Annotated in this window: 21 protein-coding genes; 9 read left to right on the top strand and 12 right to left on the bottom strand. The window is 59.5% G+C overall.

Annotation, left to right across the window (positions count from 1 at the left end; genetic code table 11):
• The first annotated feature begins 28 nt into the window (after positions 1-28).
• Positions 29-592, top strand: coding sequence for an oligoribonuclease (gene orn, locus VE934_RS11660; RefSeq protein ID WP_324887604.1), 564 nt, complete (start codon positions 29-31; stop codon positions 590-592).
• 389 nt (positions 593-981) lie between these two features.
• Positions 982-2,919, top strand: coding sequence for a DEAD/DEAH box helicase (locus VE934_RS11655; protein ID WP_324887602.1), 1,938 nt, complete (start codon positions 982-984; stop codon positions 2,917-2,919).
• A gap of 77 nt (positions 2,920-2,996) precedes the next feature.
• Here VE934_RS11655 and VE934_RS11650 read toward each other — a convergent pair whose 3' ends face one another.
• The 4 genes from VE934_RS11650 to VE934_RS11635 all read right to left on the bottom strand — a co-directional run bounded on the left by VE934_RS11650 (position 2,997) and on the right by VE934_RS11635 (position 6,985).
• Positions 2,997-3,893: an NAD(P)-dependent oxidoreductase gene (locus VE934_RS11650; RefSeq protein WP_324887600.1), complete on the bottom strand. Its 897-nt coding sequence runs from the start codon at positions 3,891-3,893 to the stop codon at positions 2,997-2,999.
• A 60-nt stretch (positions 3,894-3,953) separates the two neighbouring features.
• Entirely contained in the window at positions 3,954-5,321 is a 1,368-nt protein-coding gene (locus tag VE934_RS11645) for an NAD(P)H-dependent oxidoreductase (RefSeq protein WP_324887598.1), read from the bottom strand.
• A 100-nt stretch (positions 5,322-5,421) separates the two neighbouring features.
• The gene (locus tag VE934_RS11640; protein WP_324887596.1) at positions 5,422-6,303 is read right to left on the bottom strand and encodes a phytanoyl-CoA dioxygenase family protein; all 882 of its coding nucleotides are present in this window, start codon (positions 6,301-6,303) and stop codon (positions 5,422-5,424) included.
• Complete coding sequence (locus VE934_RS11635; protein ID WP_324887668.1) at positions 6,287-6,985, bottom strand: GntR family transcriptional regulator; 699 nt, start codon at positions 6,983-6,985, stop codon at positions 6,287-6,289. The genes VE934_RS11640 and VE934_RS11635 overlap by 17 nt, the downstream gene beginning before the upstream one ends.
• Positions 6,986-7,109: 124 nt before the next feature.
• Here VE934_RS11635 and VE934_RS11630 point away from each other — a divergent pair, with 124 nt between their 5' ends.
• Entirely contained in the window at positions 7,110-7,970 is an 861-nt protein-coding gene (locus tag VE934_RS11630; RefSeq protein WP_324887594.1) for an alpha/beta hydrolase, read from the top strand.
• A gap of 89 nt (positions 7,971-8,059) precedes the next feature.
• On the opposite strand, the gene VE934_RS11625 is transcribed toward VE934_RS11630, so the two are convergent.
• The 3 genes from VE934_RS11625 to VE934_RS11615 form a co-directional block, all read right to left on the bottom strand.
• Positions 8,060-8,449: a tautomerase family protein gene (locus VE934_RS11625; protein ID WP_324887592.1), complete on the bottom strand. Its 390-nt coding sequence runs from the start codon at positions 8,447-8,449 to the stop codon at positions 8,060-8,062.
• Positions 8,450-8,511: 62 nt separating this feature from the next.
• Positions 8,512-9,489 carry a GMP reductase gene (locus VE934_RS11620; RefSeq protein WP_324887590.1) on the bottom strand — a complete coding sequence of 326 codons (978 nt, stop codon included), beginning with the start codon at positions 9,487-9,489 and terminating at the stop codon, positions 8,512-8,514.
• A 196-nt stretch (positions 9,490-9,685) separates the two neighbouring features.
• Positions 9,686-10,396 (bottom strand): hypothetical protein, encoded by a 711-nt coding sequence (locus tag VE934_RS11615; RefSeq protein WP_324887589.1) that lies wholly within the window; start codon positions 10,394-10,396, stop codon positions 9,686-9,688.
• Between the two features lie 23 nt (positions 10,397-10,419).
• On the opposite strand from VE934_RS11615, the gene VE934_RS11610 reads away from it, so the two are divergent.
• Positions 10,420-12,864 (top strand): UvrD-helicase domain-containing protein, encoded by a 2,445-nt coding sequence (locus VE934_RS11610; RefSeq protein WP_324887587.1) that lies wholly within the window; start codon positions 10,420-10,422, stop codon positions 12,862-12,864.
• Positions 12,865-12,872: 8 nt separating this feature from the next.
• Here VE934_RS11610 and VE934_RS11605 read toward each other — a convergent pair whose 3' ends face one another.
• From VE934_RS11605 to VE934_RS11590, 4 genes are all read right to left on the bottom strand, one after another.
• On the bottom strand, positions 12,873-13,592 hold the full coding sequence (locus tag VE934_RS11605; RefSeq protein WP_324887585.1) for an iron dicitrate transport regulator FecR: 720 nt from the start codon (positions 13,590-13,592) through the stop codon (positions 12,873-12,875).
• Positions 13,589-14,368 (bottom strand): BPSS1780 family membrane protein, encoded by a 780-nt coding sequence (locus tag VE934_RS11600; RefSeq protein ID WP_324887583.1) that lies wholly within the window; start codon positions 14,366-14,368, stop codon positions 13,589-13,591. The genes VE934_RS11605 and VE934_RS11600 overlap by 4 nt, the downstream gene beginning before the upstream one ends.
• 152 nt (positions 14,369-14,520) lie before the next feature.
• Positions 14,521-15,507: a homoserine kinase gene (locus VE934_RS11595; RefSeq protein WP_324887581.1), complete on the bottom strand. Its 987-nt coding sequence runs from the start codon at positions 15,505-15,507 to the stop codon at positions 14,521-14,523.
• Positions 15,508-15,534: 27 nt separating this feature from the next.
• A complete protein-coding gene (locus VE934_RS11590; protein WP_324887579.1) occupies positions 15,535-15,897 on the bottom strand; it encodes a hypothetical protein in 363 nt (120 codons plus the stop codon).
• Between the two features lie 330 nt (positions 15,898-16,227).
• Between VE934_RS11590 and polA the strand changes: the two genes are divergently transcribed.
• Entirely contained in the window at positions 16,228-19,050 is a 2,823-nt protein-coding gene (gene polA, locus VE934_RS11585; RefSeq protein ID WP_324887577.1) for a DNA polymerase I, read from the top strand.
• A gap of 83 nt (positions 19,051-19,133) precedes the next feature.
• Here the strand turns inward: polA and VE934_RS11580 are convergent, their stop codons facing one another.
• Positions 19,134-19,391 (bottom strand): WGxxGxxG family protein, encoded by a 258-nt coding sequence (locus tag VE934_RS11580; protein ID WP_324887575.1) that lies wholly within the window; start codon positions 19,389-19,391, stop codon positions 19,134-19,136.
• A gap of 321 nt (positions 19,392-19,712) precedes the next feature.
• On the opposite strand from VE934_RS11580, the gene VE934_RS11575 reads away from it, so the two are divergent.
• The 4 genes from VE934_RS11575 (at position 19,713) to VE934_RS11560 (ending at position 22,204) form a co-directional block, all read left to right on the top strand.
• Positions 19,713-20,624, top strand: a complete 912-nt coding sequence (locus tag VE934_RS11575; protein ID WP_324887573.1) for a dienelactone hydrolase family protein — start codon at positions 19,713-19,715, stop codon at positions 20,622-20,624.
• A gap of 263 nt (positions 20,625-20,887) precedes the next feature.
• On the top strand, positions 20,888-21,772 hold the full coding sequence (locus VE934_RS11570) for a ZIP family metal transporter (protein WP_324887571.1): 885 nt from the start codon (positions 20,888-20,890) through the stop codon (positions 21,770-21,772).
• 118 nt (positions 21,773-21,890) lie between these two features.
• A complete protein-coding gene (locus VE934_RS11565) occupies positions 21,891-22,049 on the top strand; it encodes a hypothetical protein (RefSeq protein ID WP_324887569.1) in 159 nt (52 codons plus the stop codon).
• A gap of 2 nt (positions 22,050-22,051) precedes the next feature.
• Complete coding sequence (locus VE934_RS11560) at positions 22,052-22,204, top strand: hypothetical protein (RefSeq protein ID WP_324887567.1); 153 nt, start codon at positions 22,052-22,054, stop codon at positions 22,202-22,204.
• The last annotated feature ends 33 nt before the right edge of the window (positions 22,205-22,237 follow it).

The following is a 22,237-nucleotide window of genomic DNA, read 5'->3' as shown; positions in this document are numbered from 1 at the left end:
AGTTTAGGCGATCAGCGAGAATCGCAAGATGTCTGACCCCGATACCTCACTCAAAAAATCCGACCAAAACCTGATCTGGCTCGACTGCGAAATGTCCGGACTTGACCCGGATAAGGAGCGCCTTCTGGAAATTGCCGTTGTCATCACGGGGCCGCAACTGACGCCCCGTGTGGAGGGTCCGGTGCTGGTGATTTACCAGCCCGATGAGCTGCTCGACAAGATGGACAACTGGAACAAGGGCACACATGGCCGCAGCGGGCTGATTGACAAGGTCAAGGCAAGCACCGTCACGGAAGAAGACGCCGAGAAGCAACTGATTGCCTTCATGTCTCAGTACGTGCCTAAAGGGACGTCGCCGATGTGCGGCAACACCATTGGCCAGGACCGGCGCTTTCTGGTCAAGTACATGCCCAAACTCGAGGCGTTTTTTCACTACCGCAATATTGACGTGAGCACCTTCAAGGAGCTGGCCAAGCGCTGGCGCCCTGAGGTTTACAACGCGTTCAAGAAGCAGCAAAGCCACACTGCCCTGGCTGATGTGAATGAGTCGATTGACGAGCTGGAGCACTACCGCACTCACTTTTTGAAGTGATTTAGGCCTGTGGCCCGGTATCCGCGGGCGTTGTAGCTATCGAAACAAGAGCGGGATGCTGCGGCAAACGAGCACGCGCTGCTGGCGATCCGGTGTTTTGACGCCAATCACTGGTGTAAACCCGCAATCTGTGCCATAATCATTGGCTTGACGGATGCACGGGGTGCACCGCATTTGTACATCTACCTCACACTTTTACGGCTCTACCAACAGAGCCATCGCTTCAGGCACCGGTTTACCGGAAAAATCGCCCGAACCGACATATTCGTTTGTGGTTGATGTTTTATTAACCACAAACGAAGCCTTCCGCTACGCGGCAGGTGGTAGTTTCTTGTTCGCCTGCCCAAATCCACAAGTCGGGCGGTGAGCAAGTGCTTAGTGAGAAAAACATGACTGACTCTTTTGAGGCTCGCGGCGACTTTTTGGCCGAAGCAAATACCGACACCGTTTCCGATATGGAAATCAATGTGCTGCCCGATTTTTCCGATGCGCCTGCTGCTGCAGAAACATCGCTTGATGCTATTGCTGCGGAGCCCAACGGCTTCGTGAAGCTGGGCCTGGCCAAAGAACTCCTGCAAGCGGTTGCCGACATGGGTTTTACCCAGCCGACCGCCGTGCAGATGGCCACCATCCCCAAAGCCATGCAGGCTCTGGATGCTGACCCCAAGGCGAGCAAATTCACCGACTTGCTGGTCTCCAGCCAGACCGGCAGTGGCAAAACTGCTGCTTTCCTGTTGCCCGTGCTGCACACCCTGCTCAAGCAGCAGGAAGAGGCTGATCGCCACGAACGTGCGGAGTTTGAGCGCCTGAGCGCAGAGGCCGTCGCCCGTGGCGAGCCGCCCCTGAAAAAGCCCAAGCGCAAAGACCCGACCAATATGCGCAACTTCAAGGCCGCCACGCCCGGCGCGCTGATTTTGTGCCCGACCCGCGAGCTGGCCCAGCAAGTCTGCGCCGACGCGATCGACCTGGTGCGCCATTGCCGCGGCCTGCGTATTGCCAACGTCGTCGGCGGCATTCCTTACCAGTTGCAAATTGCCAAGCTGCAAAATGCCGACCTCGTGGTGGCCACGCCTGGCCGCCTGCTGGACCTGCAGCGCAGCATGCAGATCAAGCTGGACAAGGTGCAATTCCTCGTCGTTGACGAAGCCGACCGCATGCTGGACCTCGGCTTTGCCGATGACCTGACCGAAGTCAACCAGCTCACCATCGAGCGCAAGCAGACCATGATGTTCAGCGCCACCTTTGCGCCCCGCATCATGCAGCTGGCCACGCGCGTGATGCGCCAGCCACAGCGCGTGGAGATTGATTCCCCGCACGAAAAACATGCTTCCATCACGCAATCTTTGCTGTGGGCTGACAACATGACGCACAAGCGCAAGTTGCTGGATCACTGGCTGCGCGACACCACCATCAACCAGGCGATTGTGTTTGCCTGCACGCAGGTGGAATGTGATGGCTTGGCTAACGATCTGGTGCAAGAAGGCTTCAGCGCCGTGGCGCTGCATGGTGCTTTGGGCCAGGGCCTGCGCAATCGTCGCCTGATGGCTTTCCGTGATGGCCGTGTACAGATTCTGGTCGCTACTGACGTAGCTGCCCGTGGTCTGGACGTTCCAACCATTACACACGTCATCAACTACGGCCTGCCCATGAAAGCCGAAGATTATGTTCACCGCATTGGCCGTACCGGTCGTGCCGGCCGCGAAGGTCAGGCAATCACGATCGCCGAGTTCCGCGATCGTCGCAAGATTCAGGACATTGAGCACTACACCCAGCAAAACCTCAAGCCCAGCGTGATTGCTGGTCTGGAGCCACAGCAGCGTTTTGCACCCACCTCCGATCGCCCACGCGGCAATTTTGGTGGTGACCGTGGCGGACGCAGCTTTGGCGGCGGTGGCGGTGGACGCTTCAACAACGACCGTGCACCTTCGGGTGGTTTCGGTGGTGGTGGCGGCGGTTATGCCGGCAAGAAACCGGCATTCGGCGATCGTGGCGCGGACCGTGGTGGTTTTGGCGGCAACCGTGATGACCGTGGCGCTCCTTTCCAGGGACGTCCTGCGCCTCAAGGTCCTTCCTATGCTGATCGCTCAGGCTTCAATGACCGTGGCCCACGTCGTCAAGATGACCGCGGTTTTGGTAACAACAACAACGCCGGCTTCGCCCAGCGTGATGACCGCGGTGATCGCGGTTTTGGCGGCGGCCGTCCTGAAGGTTTTGCAGCCGCGCCACGTGGTGATTTTTCCGACCGTAAACCTGCCTTCACCAAAACAGCTGGCAAGGTGTTTGTCCCCCGTGACGCCCAAAAGCGTCCGGCACGCCCCGCACGTTGATTCGTATTCAGCACAAAAAAGGCCCGCGATGCGGGCCTTTTTTTATGTGCGGGTTTAGGTGGGCATGGGGTTGATTTTCAACTCATGCCGTTACGGCTTGCCAGTTCGACAAACAGGCCTGAGTGGTCCAAATCGCTCAAACCGTGTTTCATACCATCGGCATAAAGCTGCTCAAACAAGGCCGTGATCGGCGCTTCAAAGCCGATCTCGCGCGCGGTGGCCAATGCGTTGTCCATGTCCTTGTGCTGAATGGCCAGCCGGGCCTGCGTCACAAAGTCACGGTCCACCATGCGTTGCCCATGCACCTGCAGGACGCGGCTGTCGGCAAAACCTCCTGTGATGGCTTCTTTCACCTTCGCCATGTCGGCCCCGCCCTTGGCGGCAAAGAGCAGCGCTTCAGCCACGGCGCCAATGGTGATGCCCACAATCATCTGATTGGCCAGCTTGGTCAGCTGACCCGCGCCGTGCGAGCCCACCAGGGTAGGGCGCCCAAAGACCTGAAGCACGGGCAGCGCGCGCTCGAAGTCGGCAGGTTTCCCGCCTACCATGATGACCAGAGTACCCTCGGCGGCTCCGCTCGTACCACCCGACACCGGCGCATCCAGATGTGCGATCCCCAAGGCGCCCAGGCGGGCAGCATGATCGCGTGCCTCTCTGGGTTTGATGGATGCCATGTCTACAAACAGTGTGCCCGGCATCATGGCTGCGGCCACACCGCGCCTGAACAGGACGTCTTCGACCACGGTTCCGTTTTCCAGCATGCCAAACACGATGTCGGCATCGGCTACGGCCGCGCTGGCTTGCTCATGGACCGTCGCACCCAGCGTTACCAGCGATTCGGCTTTGCCCGGCGTGCGGTTCCACACCTGCGGGGCATGGCGCGCCTCGCACAGTCGCCTGGCCATGAGGAGACCCATGCTGCCGATGCCCAGAAAGGCCGTTTTCAGAGCGGGAGTTGCGCCGTTGTTGGTCATTGATTTTTCCGGTGGATGGCTCTACGCCCCATCATGAGTCATGCCGTCTGGAGAAGGCTGTCAGGCAGCTTGCTGCATGGCTGGAAGACCGGGCGAAAACACGGTTTCCATTTCGCGGCGCACCTTCCAGGCTGCTGTGGATGTGTCCATGGCTACGTCGGCCCAGCTGAGGCTTTGACCCTTTTTGACGGCACGCACCACCTTGACCTGGTGCGCCAATCCCAAAGGCAAGCCGCCCATCTTCACAGATGTCGCGGCTGGCAACAGCTTGCCCCAGACTGTGTAGCCTCCTTCACCGTCGAGCATGTCGCCAGGTTTGAGGTCGCGCTTGGCGGTTGCGACCACGTCCGCGTTCCAGCAGGCTGCTGCACCAGTGGGTTCACCCCGCAGCGCCACACTCGCCACCGATACGCCCACCTCCAGTCCGATCAGGTGCCAGCGTTTGTACAGCGTGAAGTAGCGGCCGCTTGGATCGGTGTGCGCGTTGTATTCTTCAAAACAATTCTTGATGTAGTCGGTTTCAGCCTCCACCGTCACCCAGACGCCCATGCGAATGTCATAGGGGATTTCCCGGCCATCGGTTTCCAGCGACGAAATCACTTCCACCATGCCCTTGCGCTCCAGCACACCGCCTTCGCTCATGGGACGCGTCACGTAGGGAATGTCTTCCACGCTCGCGGGTGGGTACAGCAGGCCATTACTCGGCACCGTCAATCCGGTAGCGTTGGCTACGGCGGTGCATTCAATGGAAGGCTTGGACCCGTCGAGGAAACTGTTGAACATCTTGGGGTTGAGTCCGCCACGCAGCGCCTGCTCGGGGCTCAAGCCGTAGTTGGCCCAAACCGTTTCGGGCGTGGATTCTGAAAAATGTGGCAACCACTTGTGTCCGCGGCCCGCGGCCACCACCGGAAATCCGCAGGTGCGGGCCCAGTCCACCAGATCGCAGATCAGGGCTGGCTGGTCGCCGAAGGCCAGTGAATACACCACGCCGGCATCAAGCGCCTTGCGCGCCAGCAGCGGGCCGCAAAAGGCATCGGCTTCCACCGTGACATTGACAACATGTTTGCCATGCGCAAATGCCTGCAGGCAATGCTCCACCGCAGCAATCGGGTTGCCGGTGCACTCCACAATGATGTCGATTTGCGGGTGTGAGACCACCGCCTGCCAGTCATCGGTGATCCAGGTCGCTCCTGTTTTGATAGCTATCTCCGCTGATTCTGCTTGGGCAGAACCCGGTTTCCATCCCACACGTGCAAGGTTCACCCTTGCCAGATCGGGCGCCAGGTCTGCGATGGCTACCAGGTGCACGCCGGGTGTTCTGGGTAGCTGCGCCAGGTACATGGATCCGAATTTGCCCGCGCCAATGAGACCGATGCGGACCGGATTGTTGGCGGCCGCACGTTGTTGGAGTTTTGTATAGAGGTTCATTGGACTGTGTTGTCGTTGCGGAGCTTGGGCCGCAATCCAGGGAGGGCGACAGTGGTTGATGAAGCATGGATGCCGGATCTAGTCCGGCATGACGTCCTGGTTATGCCGCCTTTTTCATTTCATCCAGGGGCACAGTGGACGTCTGCATGGCCGTCGCTGGCACGCCGTTTTTCCACGGCAGGTCAACCGGGTAGTCTTTGAGCAGGCAGTCGTCCGGCAGGCATTCGATGGGTGTGAAGTCCCGGTGCGCGATGTACTCAGGCCTTTTGTGCCGGCGAATGTGGTTGCTGACCGCGCACAGGCTCAGGTAGACACTGACGCGGTTGAACGGCGACAGATTGCTTCCCGACGCGTGAACCAGACAGGAGTGAAACAAAATCATGGAGCCTGCCGGTCCCTTGGGGCTGACGATGCCGCCTTGCTTGCCGCCCGCGCGCTGCACCAGCTGGCTGATCAGGGCGTTGTCCACGGTCCACAGCGGGTAACTGGTGGTGGTGAGGTCATGTTTCGCATCAACCACGCCTTTCTTGTGGCTGCCGGGGATGAACATCAGCGGTCCGTTGTGCTCGGTGACGTCATCCAGAAAAATGGCGACATTCATCGCACGCTCGGTGGGCATCATGTCGTCGTTGAGCCATGTGCCGTAGTCCTGGTGCCACTGCCAGACATCGCCTTCAAAAGCCATCTTGCCGTTGATCTTGAACTGGTGCATGTACAGCTCCTCGCCCAGCAGTTCCTGCACCGGCTCGATCATGCGCGGGTGGCGGCCCAGCTTGGCAAAAGGCTCGCTGTACATGTGCGCGGCAAAGTTGGTGCGCACTGCGTCTTTTCCTTTTTCCCTGACGTTGTACGCTTCGCGCCGGTTGTACAGCTCAGGGACCGCATCGTTGAGCACTTGCGTCTCTTTAGGCGTGAAGAGGCCGGGAAAAAAAAGGTAGCCGTCGCGCTCGAACTGTGCAAGCTGGTCAGGTCGTAATTTCATTTGAAATCTCCATGGTTTTGGCTTGAAGGACAGAGAACAGAAGGGCAGCCAGGTTCTGACTGGCTTCTGCCCCGTGCTCGCGAATCAGGGACTCCGCGGTTTTTTCGTCGCCGTTGGCGATGGCCTTCGCAATGGCTTCATGCTCGTCCCATATGGACTCGCGCATGGTTGTCACCTGCAGCACCGCACCCATGGCCCGGCGGATGTGGTGCCAGTGCAATTGCGCGCTCTGGGAGATCAAGGGGTTGCCCGATGCTGCGTAGATCGCCGCATGAAACCGCTCGTCTGCAGCCAGCATGGCTTTCACACTGTTGCTGCGCGTGGCCTGCCGCCCCTGGCTGATCAGTGCCGGGTCCATGGGGAAACGGGCACGTGCGGCGAGTCGTGCAGCCAGCGCATCCAGTGCGCTGCGCACCTGGTAAATCTGGACGAGCTGGTCTACGTCCAGGGGTGCCACCAGCACGCCACGCCCGGGGGCATCCAGCACAAAACCGTCTTTTTTCAGAAGCCGCAAAGCCTGCAACACGGGCTGGCGTGAAACCGCCAGTTGCGCGGCGATCTCTTCCTGTGTGATGCGCGCGCCCGGAGCCAGAGAGCCTTCGCTGATCGCGTCCAGCAGGCTGCGATAGACCTGATCCACAAGATCCGGTGCCGATTCAAGTTTGATAAGTTTTGCCATAATTTGTACTCTGTATACAGAATACCTTTAAGGCGGATCCTGCGTGGGTGGGTTTACCCTTGCCGCCATCCTCTAAACCATCTGTGCCAAGATGGCGGGCGATTTTTGATGATTTCCTGGAGTAAAGATGACCCGACCTGATTCCGCCTGGCTGGACCGTATGTACAACAACCGGGCTTTGGTGCCCGAGCATGCTGCCCATTTCACCCGCTGGAGCGAAGACTCTGCGAAGGCGAGAAAAACACAGGCCTGCACGCTCGATATTGCCTACGACTCCGGCAGTGGCGAAACGCTGGACGTGTTTCCCGGCGCTCAGCCCGGTGCGCCGGTGCTGGTGTTTATTCACGGTGGTTATTGGCGCTCATTGGACAAGGCCGACCATTCATTTGTCGCTGCCCCATTTCAGGCGGCAGGGGCTTGTGTCGTGATTCCCAATTACGCCCTGTGCCCCGCGGTGACCATTCCGCAGATCACCCTGCAAATGGTGGAGGCCCTGGCATGGACCTACCGCAACGTCGCCCGTTTTGGCGGAGACCCTGGCCGCATCACCGTGATCGGGCATTCAGCCGGCGGTCATCTTGCTGCCATGCTGCTGACCTGCTTTTGGGCAGCGCATGCCAAGGACCTGCCGCCCAATCTGGTGAAAAACGCGCTGTCGATTTCCGGCATTTACGAACTCGACTCCGTCATGCGCACGCCATTCCTGCAGGACTCGCTCAGGCTGACCCCCGCGCAGGTTATGCAGGCAAGCCCGGCATGGCTGCCGCCTCCGGCAAAGGCGCAGCTCTACACAGTTGCTGGTGCCGACGAAAGTGACGAATTTTTGCGCCACAACAAGCTGATGGAGCAGGCCTGGGGTTCAAAAATTGTCCCGGTGCGGGAGGCCCTGCTCGGACTGAATCATTTCAGTGTGCTCGAAGCATTGGCTGAGCCCTCGCATCGTTTGCAGCGGCTGGCACTGGAGCTGCTCGGGCTTTCGAAAAAATAATCACCTGGGCCGGCAGCCTTGCCGTCGAGGTCTGGTTGTTGAGGGTATGTTGCGGCCAGCGCGGACTAAAGTGACCCGTCTTCGCCGATCTAAATATCGACGTCGTACTCAAGCGCCACCTCGGAGGCGGGCGTTCCGCCGCGAATGGCCCAGTTCTCACGAGGAGCCTCCCTGAGCAGGATCTTGACGTGGTCGGCCGGAATGCCGCACTGGGTCAGGTTCTGCACGATCGCGTCGTAAAGGGCGCGCTTGGTCTGCACAGTGCGGCCCTCGAAGCAGTCGATGGTCACCAGCGTGTAACGGTCGCCCCTGTCAGGTCGCACAACAAAGCGGTGGGGCTCATGGACAAACAGCCGGATCATGGTGGTCCAAGACGGCACTTTCAACGCCTCGACCAACGCGGTTTGCACGGCCTCAATCAGCGCCGCTTCTTCCGCCCTGGAATATTGCCGGCGTACTTCAATAGCTGCGGTGGGCACGGGTTCTCTCTTTCATGGTCAGCCCGAGACTGTAACCTCCCTTGAGCCCCATCCCTGTAGGTCTACATCAGCAGATGTTCGCCGGCGTTGTCGCCACCCAGAATGACGTAGTTGACCTTGCGAATGTCCATGAGTTTGACGCCGCCGGCGTAACTGATGGCGCTTTGCACGTCTTCTTCCATCTCGCGCAGCGTGTCTTCCAATGAGCCCTTGACCGGCTCCAGAATCCGCTTGCCCTCAACGTGTTTGTACTCGCCCTTGTTGAAGTCGGAAGCGCTTCCGTAATACTCCTTGAAGAGCTTGCCCTCGACCTCCACGGTTTTGCCGGGGCTTTCCTCGAGCCCCGCCAGCATGGAGCCAATCATCACCATCGTCGCGCCAAAACGGATGGACTTGGCGATGTCGCCATGCTCACGTATCCCGCCGTCAGCAATGATGGGTTTGGTGGCTACACGGGCGCACCACTTCAGCGCCGAGAGCTGCCAGCCGCCTGTGCCAAAGCCGGTTTTCATTTTGGTGATGCAAACCTTGCCGGGGCCCACGCCCACCTTGGTCGCGTCAGCGCCCCAGGTTTCCAGGTCAATTACCGCCTCCGGGGTTGCCACATTGCCTGCAATCACAAACGAGGAGGGCAGCTTTTCCTTCAGGTAAGTGATCATGCGCTGTACGGTGTCTGCATGGCCATGGGCAATGTCGATGGTGATGTATTCAGGCGCCAAGCCCTCGGCAACAAGCTGGTCCACCGTGTCGTAATCAGGTTTTTTGACGCCCAGTGAAATCGAGGCATAGGCACCCTGTTGGGCCATGCTTTTGACAAACTGGACGTTATCCAGATCAAAGCGGTGCATCACGTAGAAGAAGCCGTTTTTGGCCATCCATACGCTAATGCCCTCGTTGATCACGGTCTTCATGTTGGCCGGTACCACCGGGATGCGAAAGCTGCGGCCGCCGAGCGTCACGCTGGCGTTGCATTCCGAGCGGCTCTCCACGCGGCATTTGCGGGGGAGCAGCAAAACATTGTCGTAGTCGAAGATTTCCATGGTGTCCAAGCCTTTAAAACCTGTTGAGGAACAGAAGGCACTTGGATTGGACCGGTGTTTGTCCGCGAGAGCGGAAACAAAAAACCGGGCGCAATTGCTTGGGCCCGGTGACTGATTCTATGCGCTTGGATCGAAGGAGGCCAGAGCCGCTGACGTATACCCGGTATACGCCAGGGTGGATGCTGCGCGGACTGCGCTAGGGCCTGGCGCAGCGCGACTGCGCCGCTCCAATGATGCGTCCTTCAGCATCCTGCACCCAGCCGATGATACGCAGCCTCTCTGTGTTCATGCCTTGCGGGATGTCCATGGAGCGGGCGTCGGAGAAACTCAGGCGCTCCTTTTTTGATAGCTTCTGATCCGCATTCCACCTGGACTGGAAGACGTTTCGAACAAGATTTCTGGCGACGGGTGATCCTTCCGTGCCGACGGGGATAGCTTCCACCAGCGCCAGCCAGGCCGTCCACGGCTGCGCGTTCGCAGTGCGGGCGGGGGACTTGAACTCGATAGAGGCACCTACATACCCGGAGACGGGAAGACCGTGGGCCACGCGCAGCACATTGTTTTGCATGCCGCGCAAGGAACTGGTGTTGTCCATTCGCGCCGGGGGAAGGCTTTGGCCGAGCGCCTGCAAGCGGCCCAGCGCGTCGCGAGTGGCGGCAACTGACAGGGGCGCGTCGTCGCCCCTGGTTCCAGGCGCAATCCAGTCCAGTGCAATCTCGCCGCGGCGCGCTCTGGCTGTAGCGGAGTCTGCCCAGCAGTTCGCGCAATCCGCATTGATGAAACGTTCCAGCAACGCGGTGGGCCTGGGTTGACCGTCACTGGAACAGGAAGATTGGCCGTGGGCGGCTGAGGCGAGACCAAGGGTGAGCGCAAGCAGGGCCAAGCGCAACGGAATCAACGAGGGCATCAAGGGCTTTCTACAATGAGGGGATGTATTTAGAAGTCGTACCAAGCTCCCCACTCTTGCAAAATCTTAACCCGGAGCAATTGGCCGCGGTCACCTTGCCCAATACCCATGCGCTGATCCTGGCCGGCGCCGGCTCCGGCAAGACCCGGGTGCTCACCACCCGCATCGCCTGGTTGCTGCAAACAGGGCAGGTGTCGTCCGGCGGCATCCTGGCCGTTACCTTTACCAACAAGGCTGCTAAGGAGATGTTGGCACGCCTTTCGGCCATGCTGCCCGTCAACGTGCGCGGCATGTGGATAGGGACTTTCCACGGCCTGTGCAACCGCTTTTTGCGCGCGCATTACAAGCTGGCCAATTTGCCCTCAACCTTCCAGATTCTGGATACTCAGGATCAGCTTTCCGCCATCAAGCGCCTGTGCAAACAGTTCAACATTGATGACGAGCGTTTTCCGCCCAAGCAATTGATGTGGTTTATCGCCGCCTGCAAAGAGGACGGACAACGTGCCAAAGACGTAGCGGTGCGTGATGAAGAAACCCGCAAGAAGGCCGAAATTTACGCGCTGTATGAAGAGCAGTGCCAGCGAGAAGGTGTCGTAGATTTCGGCGAGCTGATGCTGCGCAGCTACGAACTGCTGCGCGACAACGCACCTGTGCGCGAACACTACCAGCGGCGCTTTCGCCACATCCTGATTGACGAGTTTCAGGACACCAACAAGCTGCAATACGCCTGGATCAAGATGCTGGCGGGGCAGGGGGACGATTCTGCAGCGGGTGCCGTCGCCATGCCGGGCGGCTCTGTTATTGCGGTCGGTGACGACGACCAGAGCATTTATGCGTTTCGTGGTGCGCGGGTGGGCAACATGGCCGACTTTGTGCGAGAGTTTCAGGTCGCGCATCAGATCAAGCTTGAGCGCAATTACCGCAGCTTCGGCAATATTCTTGATTCGGCCAATGAGCTGATCAGCCACAACAGCAAGCGCCTGGGCAAAAACCTGCGCACCGAGGCCGGGCCGGGTGAACCGGTTCGGGTGTTTGAAGCGACTTCGGATTTTGCCGAGGCGCAGTGGTTTGTGGATGAAGTCCGCCAACTCGTGCGTGACGGCACGGACCGCAAGGAGATTGCGCTGCTGTACCGCAGCAATGCGCAAAGCCGGGTGATGGAAACTGCGCTCTTCAACAACGGGATTCCCTACCGCGTGTATGGCGGCCTGCGCTTTTTCGAGCGCGCCGAGATCAAACACGCGCTGGCTTATTTGCGCCTGCTCGAAAATCCCAACGACGACACCAGCTTCATGCGTGTCGTCAATTTTCCGCCGCGCGGCATAGGCGCGCGCAGCATTGAGCAGCTCCAGGATATCGCGCGCGTCTCGGGTTGCTCGCTGCACGACGCGGTCAGTGCTGTCACCGGCAAGGCGGGCGCCAACTTGGGCGCATTTGTTGCCAAGCTTGACGTTCTGCGCGAGCAAACGCCCGGCCTGAGTCTGCGAGAGATCATCGAACTGGTGCTGCAGCACAGCGGCCTGGAAGAGCACTACAAGCTGGAAAAAGAAGGCCAGGACAGGCTGGAAAACTTGGGCGAATTGGTGAATGCCGCTGAGTCTTTTGTCAGCATGGAGGGTTTTGGCCGTGACGCGGTCGCTTTGCCGGTTGATGAACTGGGCGCCAGTTTGAGCCAGTCGCCAGCCAGCCAGGGGATTGATCTGTCTTCGCCTTTGTCCAGCGAGCCGCTCCCTGAGCTTCTGGCCCCCGACGCAGAAACCGGCGAGACGCTGTCACCGCTGGCCGCGTTTTTAACCCACGCCGCGCTGGAGTCCGGTGACAACCAGGCGCATGCCGGACAGGACGCCGTGCAACTGATGACGGTGCATTCTTCCAAAGGTCTGGAGTTTGACTGCGTGTTTATCACGGGCATGGAAGAGGGACTGTTTCCGCATGAAAACTCCATGAGCGATCAGGACGGTCTGGAGGAAGAGCGGCGGCTGATGTATGTGGCCATCACACGGGCACGCCAGCGTTTGTACCTGAGCCATTCGCAAACCCGCATGTTGCATGGCCAAACCCGCTATCACCTGAAGAGCCGCTTCTTTGAAGAGTTGCCTGAGGCAGCGTTGAAATGGATCACGCCCAAACACCAGGGCTTTGCGTCAGCCTACGGCGGTCACTCGGGTGGCTGGTCAGGTGCTAGCAATTCAGGAGCAAACAGTGACCGTGGTGACTGGGCGAAGAACGCATATGCCTCAAGAGTTTCCACGGGGGAGCGTTTTGCCAATCCACCGGTGCCGGTGCAGCGCAATGCGCCCGCGCATGGCCTGAAAACCGGCATGGAGGTGTTTCACGCCAAGTTTGGCGAGGGCAAGGTGATGATGCTGGAAGGCAGCGGCGATGACGCACGTGCCCAAATCAATTTCACGCGTCACGGCGTCAAATGGCTGGCGCTGAGTGTGGCCAAGCTGACGCCGGTGAATTAGCTTTTTGCTCAGTAACCCATGGTCCCGCTGCCGTCCCGATTGCCTTTACGCCCGACAATCTGCCAGTACGTGCGCTGGTCAATCAGGCGAGCCAGAAACTCCAGCTCCTCATCACTGTGATTGATAGCCCCGGCGGGGCTCAGGAAGCGGCCATTCTGGGGATTTGCATCGGCCCAGAAGGCCTGGTGATACTGCGCCTCTGACACCACTTTTTCTGGGCCTGCGCCCACATCAACCGTGCCATAACAATTGCAAAAATAGTTGCGGTCGCCGCGATCAGCAAAAATTTCTGCATACACGCCTGTGCCGCGGATGCCGGCCGTCAGTGTGGGCATGACGATGCTGCGGTTGACGCCTTTGCCCCATACGCTGCCTACGGCGCCGGTCAAAAGCCGCAACACACTTACCACATTCAGCGTGCCGCCCCGCTCGACCGAGATACTGGAATTTTGCCGGACCTGAAACGAAGCGTTTCCAATCACAAACACCAGGTTGCTCCCCGGCCCCGTCTGGATGTCATCCCCCGACTGGATGGTCTGCTGCGCGCTCAGGCGGTTGCCGTTGACTGTGGCGTCGCCGGTCAGTTGAACAATGTTGCTGCGCTGCTGCGCCATGGCTGCGGGCAGGCCCCCCATCGCAATCCAGGCGGCAGCCGCCTTGAGCGTGTCGCGCCGTTGAAACCACAGTATTTCTTTTTCTTCTCGGCCTTGCAGCAGGTGCTGGGTCATGGAGTCTCTCCTGGGGTGGGGGTATCGTCGGTCGTGATCACAAGGGGCTCTTCAAAACTGTCGCGAAAGGTGAAGTACAGCGAGGTTGAAAACATGGCCGCCATCAACAAGGCGACCGGCATAAGCAGCGCGGCTGCGACCTTGGGCCCTCCGATGAGCCCAGCGGCCAGACTGACGACCACGCCCATGATCACCAGCACGACCATCCAGGCCAGGCCGAAGAGCGTGTAGGCGCCCGCATTTCGAAAGCAAACAACAGCGCTGAAAAACAGGCTTTTCACGGGCGGTACGCCGTGCCAGTGAACCAGCGCGGGGGCGTGCCAAAACAAAACCGAAATCGGCATATACAAAACCAGAATGGCGAGCATCACGCCCTGCATCTCGGGCGCCAGCGCATTTTCTGCGGTTACAGGCACGTCGAAAAACAGCGGAACAATCGATACAACCACTAGGCAAGCAGCGGCATAGAGGAACCCCAGCACCAGCATGGCGCGCGCGCGTTGCCGGCCGGCCCGAAAAGCACTGATCAAAACGGCTGGCATCGGAAAGCGGCCGCCGATGGCCACTTGGGTCGCCGCCATCAAACCCAATGTGGCGGCCGGCACAAGCGCCAGCGCAATCACCACACCCAGAAAGGGAATCATGGAGGCAAGTGTTGCCGCCGCCATGTACAGAAAAAACAGTCCGGTCAAGGCGAGCGGCTGCTTGAAAAAGGTTTGAATGCCGAGCTTGACCCATGTGATGCCAGTGCGTGCGGGGACGATGTTTAATTTCATTACAAAAGTTGCATGTTGGTGAAGTCAGGGCGGGGCAAGTTCAACCGGCCCTCCGAAAAATCGGCGCCGCAGTGAATAATTTAACGGTGTGGGCCCAGTTTGCTTGAAAAATGGGGGCCTCCGCTACCTTTGATCAGAGCTGAATGACTGGCTCAGGACTGCAAACTATAAGGGTGGGCCAGCCTTTGGCGCAGCACCCGCTCAAAATGCCCGGGATCATGCGCTTGCAAAACGGCGGCTTCGCGCGGCAAATGGAAGTCCCAGAGCCTCGAAGTCCAGAACCGCAGCGCGCCCGCCCGCTGCATGGCTGGGAGCAGTGTGCGCTCATGGGGGGTCAAGGCGCGCACGCCCTGGTACGCCGCCATGAACGCCTGCGAGCGATCCGCATCCTGTGCGCCGGTGTCCAGCTCAATACACCAGTCGTTCAGCGCAACGCCGATATCAAACAGCCAGGTGTCACAGCCCGCAAAATAAAAATCAAAAAACCCGGTCAACTCCAATGCGCCATCCCTGGTTTCAAACATGACGTTGTCTCGAAAAAGATCGGCGTGCACAGGCCCGCGTGGCAGGGCCCGGTACGCGGACGAAGCCGCAATATGGTTCTGGTAGGCCAGCTCGGACAAAATCAGCCTGTTTTGCTCGGGGCTTAGATACGGCAGCACCACGGGCACGGTTTCGTTCCACCAGCTCAGGCCGCGCAGGTTCGGCTGCTGCCGCGGATAGTCCAGCCCTGCCAGGTGCATGCGTGCAAGCATTTCACCCACTTTGGCGCAGTGCGCCGGCGTGGGGGACAGCTCGCTACGGCCGCGCAACCGGTTGACCACAGCCGCGGGCTTGCCGTTCAGTGTCAGCAGAATATCGCCTGGCTTTGTGGCATCGCCGGTCATCAGCGCGTGTGGCTCTGGCACGGCTATGCCGCGCTGGGCCAGGTGTTTCATCAAGTGCAGATAAAACGGTAACTGCTCAAAGGTCAGTCGCTCAAACAGGGTGAGCACGTAGCGGCCCTGATCGGTATCGACAAAGTAGTTGGTGTTTTCGATTCCGCCACTGCAGGCGGTGATGGTTTGCAGTGCTCCCAATCCAAGAGACTGCAACAGGGGCGCGGCCTCGTCAAACGAGACCTCGGTATAAACGGCCATGCCTGAAACTGAAGCGCGAAGTGGAAGCTAGAACTTCAGCACGTTCCAGACGCGTTTGCCGGCGGCGCCAGCGCCTGACTGCGACGGGCCGCTACCGCCACCCTTGCTGGCCTCGGACGGCAACACCTCGTAGGCAGGCACGTTGAGTTTGGGTTGGACGGTGATGCTTTGTGTTTCGCCACCGACCCGCACCTCGTCAATGCGCGAACCAGCGTCTTCAACGGTGATGCGCTGAATCGTCTGCTCGGGCCGGTTGCTGGCCGGGTTGGTGCCCGGTTCCAGAATCGGCGCCTTTGCGGCGGCAGGCGCCGGGGTCTGGGCGAAGGCCGGAGCCAAAACCAGCACCGAAGCGGCACCGGCGAGCAAAAAAGAGCGAATGGGGTGTTGCATGGGTGCATTGTAGGGGGCTGGCCCTGTCATGGATACACCAGCCAAACCGGAGACAATCTAGGGCCTGCTCACACTATTTATACAAGATGCGTTGCGAGTCAAAAAGGCCATGCGTGAGGCGCAAAATGCAGCCGGGCTGAAGCCCGGCAAGGCTTTGCAACGCTGCGCATGGCCTTTTTGGCCGCAACCCGAAGGGAATATGGTTAAAACAGCTCCACTCGTTGTTGCACTCCTAGCTCAGCCGCCCAGGCTGAGCGTCGTCGCGCGCCTAGATTGGCGCTGTTTTAACCATATTCGCACTTGCATAAATAGTGTGAACAGGCCCTAGCCATGAGCACAGACAAAAAAACACTCTTGCTGGTGGACGGCTCCAGCTATCTGTACCGGGCGTTTCATGCCATGCCAGACCTTCGCGCCAACCCTGGCGATCCAGCCAGTCCGGCGACCGGGGCCATACGCGGCATGATCAACATGATGCAAAAGCTGCGCAAGGACGTGCGGTCTGACTACGCAGCCTGCGTGTTTGATGCCAAAGGGCCGACTTTTCGCGATGCCTTGTACCCCGACTACAAAGCCCAGCGCTCACCCATGCCCGACGATCTGCGCAGCCAGGTGGAGCCCATCCACGAGGTGGTGCAACTGCTGGGCTGGAAAATTTTGAACGTGCCGGGTGTTGAGGCCGACGATGTGATTGGGACGCTGGCCTGCATGGCCTCAAAGCAAGGCATCGAGGTGATCATTTCCAGCGGCGACAAGGACTTGAGCCAGTTGGTGGATGAAAACATCACGGTGATCGACACCATGAACGATCGCCGCCGCGACTTGGCTGGAGTGGAGGCCGAGTTCGGCGTGCCGCCCCGGCTGATGGTGGACTACCAGACGCTCGTCGGGGATGCAGTCGACAACGTACCGGGCGTTCCCAAAGTCGGGCCGAAGACGGCAGTGAAATGGCTGCTGGAATACGGCTCGCTGGATGCGCTGGTTGCGCGCGCCGGCGAGATCAAGGGTGTGGTCGGCGAGAACTTGCGCCAGAGCCTGGACTGGCTGCCCAGGGGGCGCGAGTTGCTCACCATCAAGAAAGACTGCGACCTGATCGACCATGTGGATGGTCTGCCCGCGCTGGATGCGATTGCCATGGGTGCGCAGCAGACCGAGGCGCTCAAAGATTTTTACGAGAAGTACGGCTTCAAGGGGCTGGTCAGGCAGATCGGAATAGAAACCACGCCGCCTGAGTTGCTCGGTGGGGCTGAAGGACGCCACGCGCCAACTGCCAGCAAAGGTACGGATGGCTCTCCTGGGCTGTTTGATGAGCCAGTGACGCCCGACGCGCCCTTGGCGCAACGCAACACCAACCTGGAGTACGACACCGTATTCACCTGGGAGGCGCTGGATCGGTGGCTGGCAAAAATTGACGCCGCAGAACTGGTCGCCGTGGATACCGAGACCACCTCGCTGGACGAAATGCGGGCCGAGATTGTGGGCGTGAGTTTCAGTGTGTTGCCCGGTGAGGCGGCTTATATCCCGCTGACGCACGACTACCCCGATGCGCCCGCGCAACTGCCGCGCGACGAAGTCCTGGCCCGCCTGAAACCCTGGCTGGAAAACCCCGCCAAGGCCAAGCTGGGACAACACGTCAAATACGACAGGCACGTGTTTGCGAATCACGGCATCGAAGTGCAGGGCTACGCGCACGACACCATGCTGCAGAGTTATGTGCTGGAAGTGCACAAGCCGCACGGACTGGCCAGCCTGGCGGAGCGTCACGTGGGGCGTAGCGGCATCAACTACGAAGACCTGTGCGGCAAGGGTGCGCACCAGATCAAGTTCAACCAGGTTGACATTGCCAAGGCGGCTGAATATTCATGCGAGGACTCGGACCAAACGCTGGACGTGCACCGCGTGTTGTGGCCGCAGATCCAGGCCAACGACAAGCTGCGTTTTATCTACGAGCTGGAGATGAAAAGCAGCGAGTCCCTGTACCGCATTGAGCGCAACGGTGTGCTGATTGACGCGCCCATGCTCGCCGCGCAAAGCCACGAGCTGGGGCAAAGGATCATTCAGCTTGAGACTGAGGCCTATGAGATTGCAGGCCAGCCCTTTAATTTAGGAAGCCCCAAGCAGCTCGGTGAGATTTTCTTTGACAAGCTGGGCATGCCAGTGATCAAGAAAACGCCGAGCGGCGCGCGCAGTACCGACGAGGAAGTGCTCGAAAAGCTGGCTGAAGATTACCCCTTGCCCGCCAAGCTGCTTGAGCACCGCTCGCTCAGCAAACTCAAAGGCACGTATACCGACAAATTGGCCCAGCTGGCTTTGCCGCGAACCGGGAGAGTGCACACCCATTACGCGCAGGCCGTGGCGGTGACAGGCCGCCTGTCGAGCAACGATCCGAATCTGCAAAACATCCCGGTGAAAACCGCCGAGGGGCGCCGGGTTCGTGAGGCATTTGTAGCGTCACCAGGCAACGTTATCGCAAGCGCCGACTACTCCCAGATCGAGTTGCGCATCATGGCCCACCTGAGTGGGGACGAAGCGCTGGTACGCGCCTTCACCGACGGCCTGGACGTGCACCGCGCCACCGCCGCCGAGGTGTTTGGCGTGGCAGTGGATCAGGTCAGCAGCGAGCAGCGCCGCTATGCCAAGGTCATCAACTTCGGCCTGATTTACGGCATGAGCAGTTTTGGCCTGGCGCGCAATCTGGGAATAGAGACCAAGGCTGCTGCCGCCTACATTGACAAATATTTTCAGCGTTACCCGGGTGTCAAAAACTATATGGATGAAACAAAACTCTCGGCCAAAAGCCTGGGTTATGTGGAGACTGTGTTTGGCCGGCGCCTGTATTTGCCCGAGATCAATTCCCCCAATGGCCCGCGCCGGGGCGGCGCAGAACGTGCCGCCATCAATGCCCCCATGCAGGGCACTGCGGCGGATTTGATCAAACTGAGCATGGTCAAGGTGCAGGACGTCCTCGACGTGGAAAAGCGCGGTACCAAGATGATCATGCAGGTGCATGACGAATTGGTGTTTGAGGTGCCTGAAGCGGAGGTTGAGTGGGTGCGCAGTGAGATTCCGCGCATCATGGCTGTGGTAGCCGAGCTGAAGGTGCCATTGTTGGCGGAGATCGGTATCGGACCGAATTGGGAAAGGGCGCATTAGCGCTCCTGCCCACGCTTGACAAGCACGGCCCCAGCGCGACCCGTAGGCCCGCCGGGACCGGACTTGTGAGGATTGTCAAAACATCAGGTGCGTGAGGTGCTTCCTGTGCGATGCATCTCGTCTGGTGCTTTCCGCTTCAGGCCCAGCAGGCCGACGAGGCCCAGCAGGCCCAGCCATCCCATATCGAAATCGTTGTCCCGCTGTTGGGTGGTATTGGTGCTGCCATTGTTTGCGGAGCCACTGCCACTTGTTTGCGCTATGGAAGGGAGAGTGCAAGCCGCACCCAAGGCGAGTGCCACCAGAGCGTTGCGAGCCGTACCCGCTTTTGTGAGTGTTGTCATATTGCTATCCTTGGTTTGGTTTTTGAATCACACTTGCTGCATAACCGCAGCTCGTGTAAAGAAAGTTTCTTGTGGGGCAGTTTGATCGATTGTGAGGATGAGGGACGCATCGAGGTAGTCATTGTCTTACGGCTGCATCGGTGGCCAAAACGCGTCATCTGGTTCTAATGTCGAGCTTCGTTACCAAATTTTGCATTCTGCGTGCGACGGCGCATATTCGCGGGATGAGCGAAAACTCAACAGTATTTCCCTGTACTGGCAAGAATTTCCGTGACCGAATAGACTCACGCTTTCGATCCACCAAACCCAGAAGGAAAAACCATGCTGAACAGTGACCAGAAATCCGAGCTTGATTCCCTGCTCCCCGGCCAAAGCACTGAAAACGGTGCAACCCGCCGTACCGCGCTTAAAGCCGCGCTGGGTGTGGGTTATGCCGCAACCGCCATGCCCATCATGGCGCAGACCGCCATCAAGACCTCTTCAGACGGCCTGAAGGCCGGGGAGACCACCTTCGAAGTGAATGGCTTCAAGGTGCCTGCCTATTACGCCGCCCCCGCTGGCAAAACCAATCTGCCCGTGATTCTGGTCATCCAGGAGATTTTTGGCGTGCACGAATACATTGCCGACACCGCCCGCCGATTTGCCAAGGCGGGCTACCTGGCGATCGCGCCCGAGCTCTATGCGCGCCAGGGTGACCCCAGCAAGTACAACGAAATTGCCAAACTCCAGGCCGAAGTGGTTACAAAAGTCCCTGACGAGCAAGTCATGGCCGACCTGGACGGCGCCGTGAAGTGGGCAGGGGCCAATGGCGGCAACGTCAGGAAAGTGGGCATCACCGGCTTTTGCTGGGGCGGCCGCATTACCTGGCTGTATGCCGCGCAAAGCAAAAACGTCAAAGCCGGTGTGGCCTGGTATGGCCGTCTGGTTGGCCAGCCATCGGCTCTGACACCCAAGCATCCGGTCGACCTGGCCGCGAGTTTGCAGGCGCCCGTGCTCGGCCTTTACGGCGGGCAGGATGGCGGCATTCCATTGACCACCGTCAACCAGATGAAAGATGCCATGGCTGAGGCCGGCGCCAAAGGCAACAAAGCCGCTGCCGCTTCCGAGTTTGTCGTCTACCCGCAAGCACCCCATGCCTTCCACGCCGACTACCGCCCCAGCTACCGCAAGGATGCCGCCGAGGACGGCTTCAAGCGGGCTCTGGATTGGTTCAAGGGCCACGGGGTGGCCTGATCCCTCGCGCCAGGCCGCAAGCCGTCGGGCCCTGAAGGGCCGGCGGCTTTTTTCATCTCTGCCTTGTGGGTGTGAGCGCGACCGCGGCAGCATTTTCGCTTTTGGGGGCTTGACAGCCACGGTAAGATAAAAAGCAACCCCGGCCGCAGCCTTTGGACGCTGCGGCCGGGGTTTTGTCGTCTGTGGTGCCCGTGGTGTAACCTACACGGATATTTTTTAAATGATTTCGGGCTCCAGCCCAATAAATTCGAGCGCAAGTAGCTATGACTTTGATAGCAATTTTGGTGGGGACCCTTGCTGCCGGCATCGGCAGTGTGTGGCTGGCGGCGTTGCTGAGTTTCGGCATGTTGGCGCGCTACACCACCCACATGCTCAGTCTGGCAGCGGGCGCCTTGCTGGCCACGGCATTTATGCACTTGCTCCCCGAGGCTTTTGAAAGTCAGGCGGGCGCCCAGGAGCTGTTTGCGACCCTGCTGGTCGGGCTGGTGTTTTTCTTTCTGCTGGACAAGGCGGAGCTGTACCACCATGGGCATGAGCACCATGATCCGAAAGCCGGTGGGGATGATGCGGGTCACATGCTTGCCCCAGTGCGCACCGCCAATTCCATTCGCGCCGAGCGTGTCAACACCGTTCCCGTGCCACTTGATCATGGGCACCACCATCACCACCATAGTCACCATCACAACCATGGGGCGCGCTCCGGCAGCTGGGCTGTGTTGACGGGGGACAGCGTGCACGCCTTTGGCGATGGCATTCTGATTGCCTCAGCCTTTGTCGCCGACATGCGTCTGGGCATCATCACCTCGCTGGCCGTACTGGCGCACGAAATTCCCCACCACATGGGAGACTTGGTGGTGTTGCGACATACATCGTCCGATCAGCGTACTGCACTGATTAAGGTGTCCCTGGCAGGCGCTGTCACCGCCCTGGGCGGTGCGGTAGGGTATTTTTTGGTCGACATGCTCGGCAGCTGGCTGCCTTACTTTCTGGTCGTTGCGTCCAGCAGTTTCCTGTATGTCGCCTTGGCTGACCTGATACCGCAACTGCAAAAGCGCCTGAGCGCGCGGGAGACGGCAGCGCAAATTTGCTGGCTCGCGGTCGGCATCGCGCTGGTGACACTGGTAAGCGGGCTGGCTCACAGCCTGTAGCCGGTCGGTTTACGCGGGCTGGCTTGTCAGCCAGTGGCTGACATATGGGAAGCTTGGCCGCCTATAAACCGGCATTCAGGGCAGGATCACCATGGAGGTAACTCTTAAGGAAACCGCCATGAAACTCCTTACCCCCCAAAACCGTCCCGCCAAGCCCGGCAGGGCTCGCAGCCTTGTCGCTGCTGGCTTGGCTTATGTGTCTGTCGTTGGCGCCAGTGTTGCCGCCGCTGCTGCCTTGGTCGTGGAGACAGCACCCTGGATTGCGGCCGGGATCTGATGATGGCTGAAAAAACCCCGGCCCCGCAGCCTGCCAAGGAAGAACCGGAAATTGGCAGTGAGCCTGACATTCCGTCTGATGGCCCCGATGTTGAAGGCGAAAAAATGATCCGCAAACTCGAGCCGGCCGTGCCCCTTGATAAACCCGAAAAGTAATATGGCTACAGACCCGAACGTACCCCCACCGGA

Source organism: Polaromonas sp. (genome assembly GCF_035638815.1).
In the GTDB taxonomy this organism is placed as follows: Bacteria; Pseudomonadota; Gammaproteobacteria; order Burkholderiales; family Burkholderiaceae_C; genus Polaromonas.
The sequence above is the reverse complement of the archived record's forward strand: the minus strand, read 5'-3'. Positions and strand labels throughout refer to the sequence as shown.

Coding starts and splice junctions, on each gene's coding strand:
- orn (WP_324887604.1), top strand. CDS start 29: ATGTCTGACCCCGATACCTCACTCAAAAAATCCGACCAAAACCTGATC.
- VE934_RS11655 (WP_324887602.1), top strand. CDS start 982: ATGACTGACTCTTTTGAGGCTCGCGGCGACTTTTTGGCCGAAGCAAAT.
- VE934_RS11650 (WP_324887600.1), bottom strand. CDS start 3,893: ATGACCAACAACGGCGCAACTCCCGCTCTGAAAACGGCCTTTCTGGGC.
- VE934_RS11645 (WP_324887598.1), bottom strand. CDS start 5,321: ATGAACCTCTATACAAAACTCCAACAACGTGCGGCCGCCAACAATCCG.
- VE934_RS11640 (WP_324887596.1), bottom strand. CDS start 6,303: ATGAAATTACGACCTGACCAGCTTGCACAGTTCGAGCGCGACGGCTAC.
- VE934_RS11630 (WP_324887594.1), top strand. CDS start 7,110: ATGACCCGACCTGATTCCGCCTGGCTGGACCGTATGTACAACAACCGG.
- VE934_RS11620 (WP_324887590.1), bottom strand. CDS start 9,489: ATGGAAATCTTCGACTACGACAATGTTTTGCTGCTCCCCCGCAAATGC.
- VE934_RS11615 (WP_324887589.1), bottom strand. CDS start 10,396: ATGCCCTCGTTGATTCCGTTGCGCTTGGCCCTGCTTGCGCTCACCCTT.
- VE934_RS11610 (WP_324887587.1), top strand. CDS start 10,420: ATGTATTTAGAAGTCGTACCAAGCTCCCCACTCTTGCAAAATCTTAAC.
- VE934_RS11605 (WP_324887585.1), bottom strand. CDS start 13,592: ATGACCCAGCACCTGCTGCAAGGCCGAGAAGAAAAAGAAATACTGTGG.
- VE934_RS11600 (WP_324887583.1), bottom strand. CDS start 14,368: ATGAAATTAAACATCGTCCCCGCACGCACTGGCATCACATGGGTCAAG.
- VE934_RS11595 (WP_324887581.1), bottom strand. CDS start 15,507: ATGGCCGTTTATACCGAGGTCTCGTTTGACGAGGCCGCGCCCCTGTTG.
- VE934_RS11590 (WP_324887579.1), bottom strand. CDS start 15,897: ATGCAACACCCCATTCGCTCTTTTTTGCTCGCCGGTGCCGCTTCGGTG.
- polA (WP_324887577.1), top strand. CDS start 16,228: ATGAGCACAGACAAAAAAACACTCTTGCTGGTGGACGGCTCCAGCTAT.
- VE934_RS11580 (WP_324887575.1), bottom strand. CDS start 19,391: ATGACAACACTCACAAAAGCGGGTACGGCTCGCAACGCTCTGGTGGCA.
- VE934_RS11575 (WP_324887573.1), top strand. CDS start 19,713: ATGCTGAACAGTGACCAGAAATCCGAGCTTGATTCCCTGCTCCCCGGC.
- VE934_RS11570 (WP_324887571.1), top strand. CDS start 20,888: ATGACTTTGATAGCAATTTTGGTGGGGACCCTTGCTGCCGGCATCGGC.
- VE934_RS11565 (WP_324887569.1), top strand. CDS start 21,891: ATGAAACTCCTTACCCCCCAAAACCGTCCCGCCAAGCCCGGCAGGGCT.
- VE934_RS11560 (WP_324887567.1), top strand. CDS start 22,052: ATGGCTGAAAAAACCCCGGCCCCGCAGCCTGCCAAGGAAGAACCGGAA.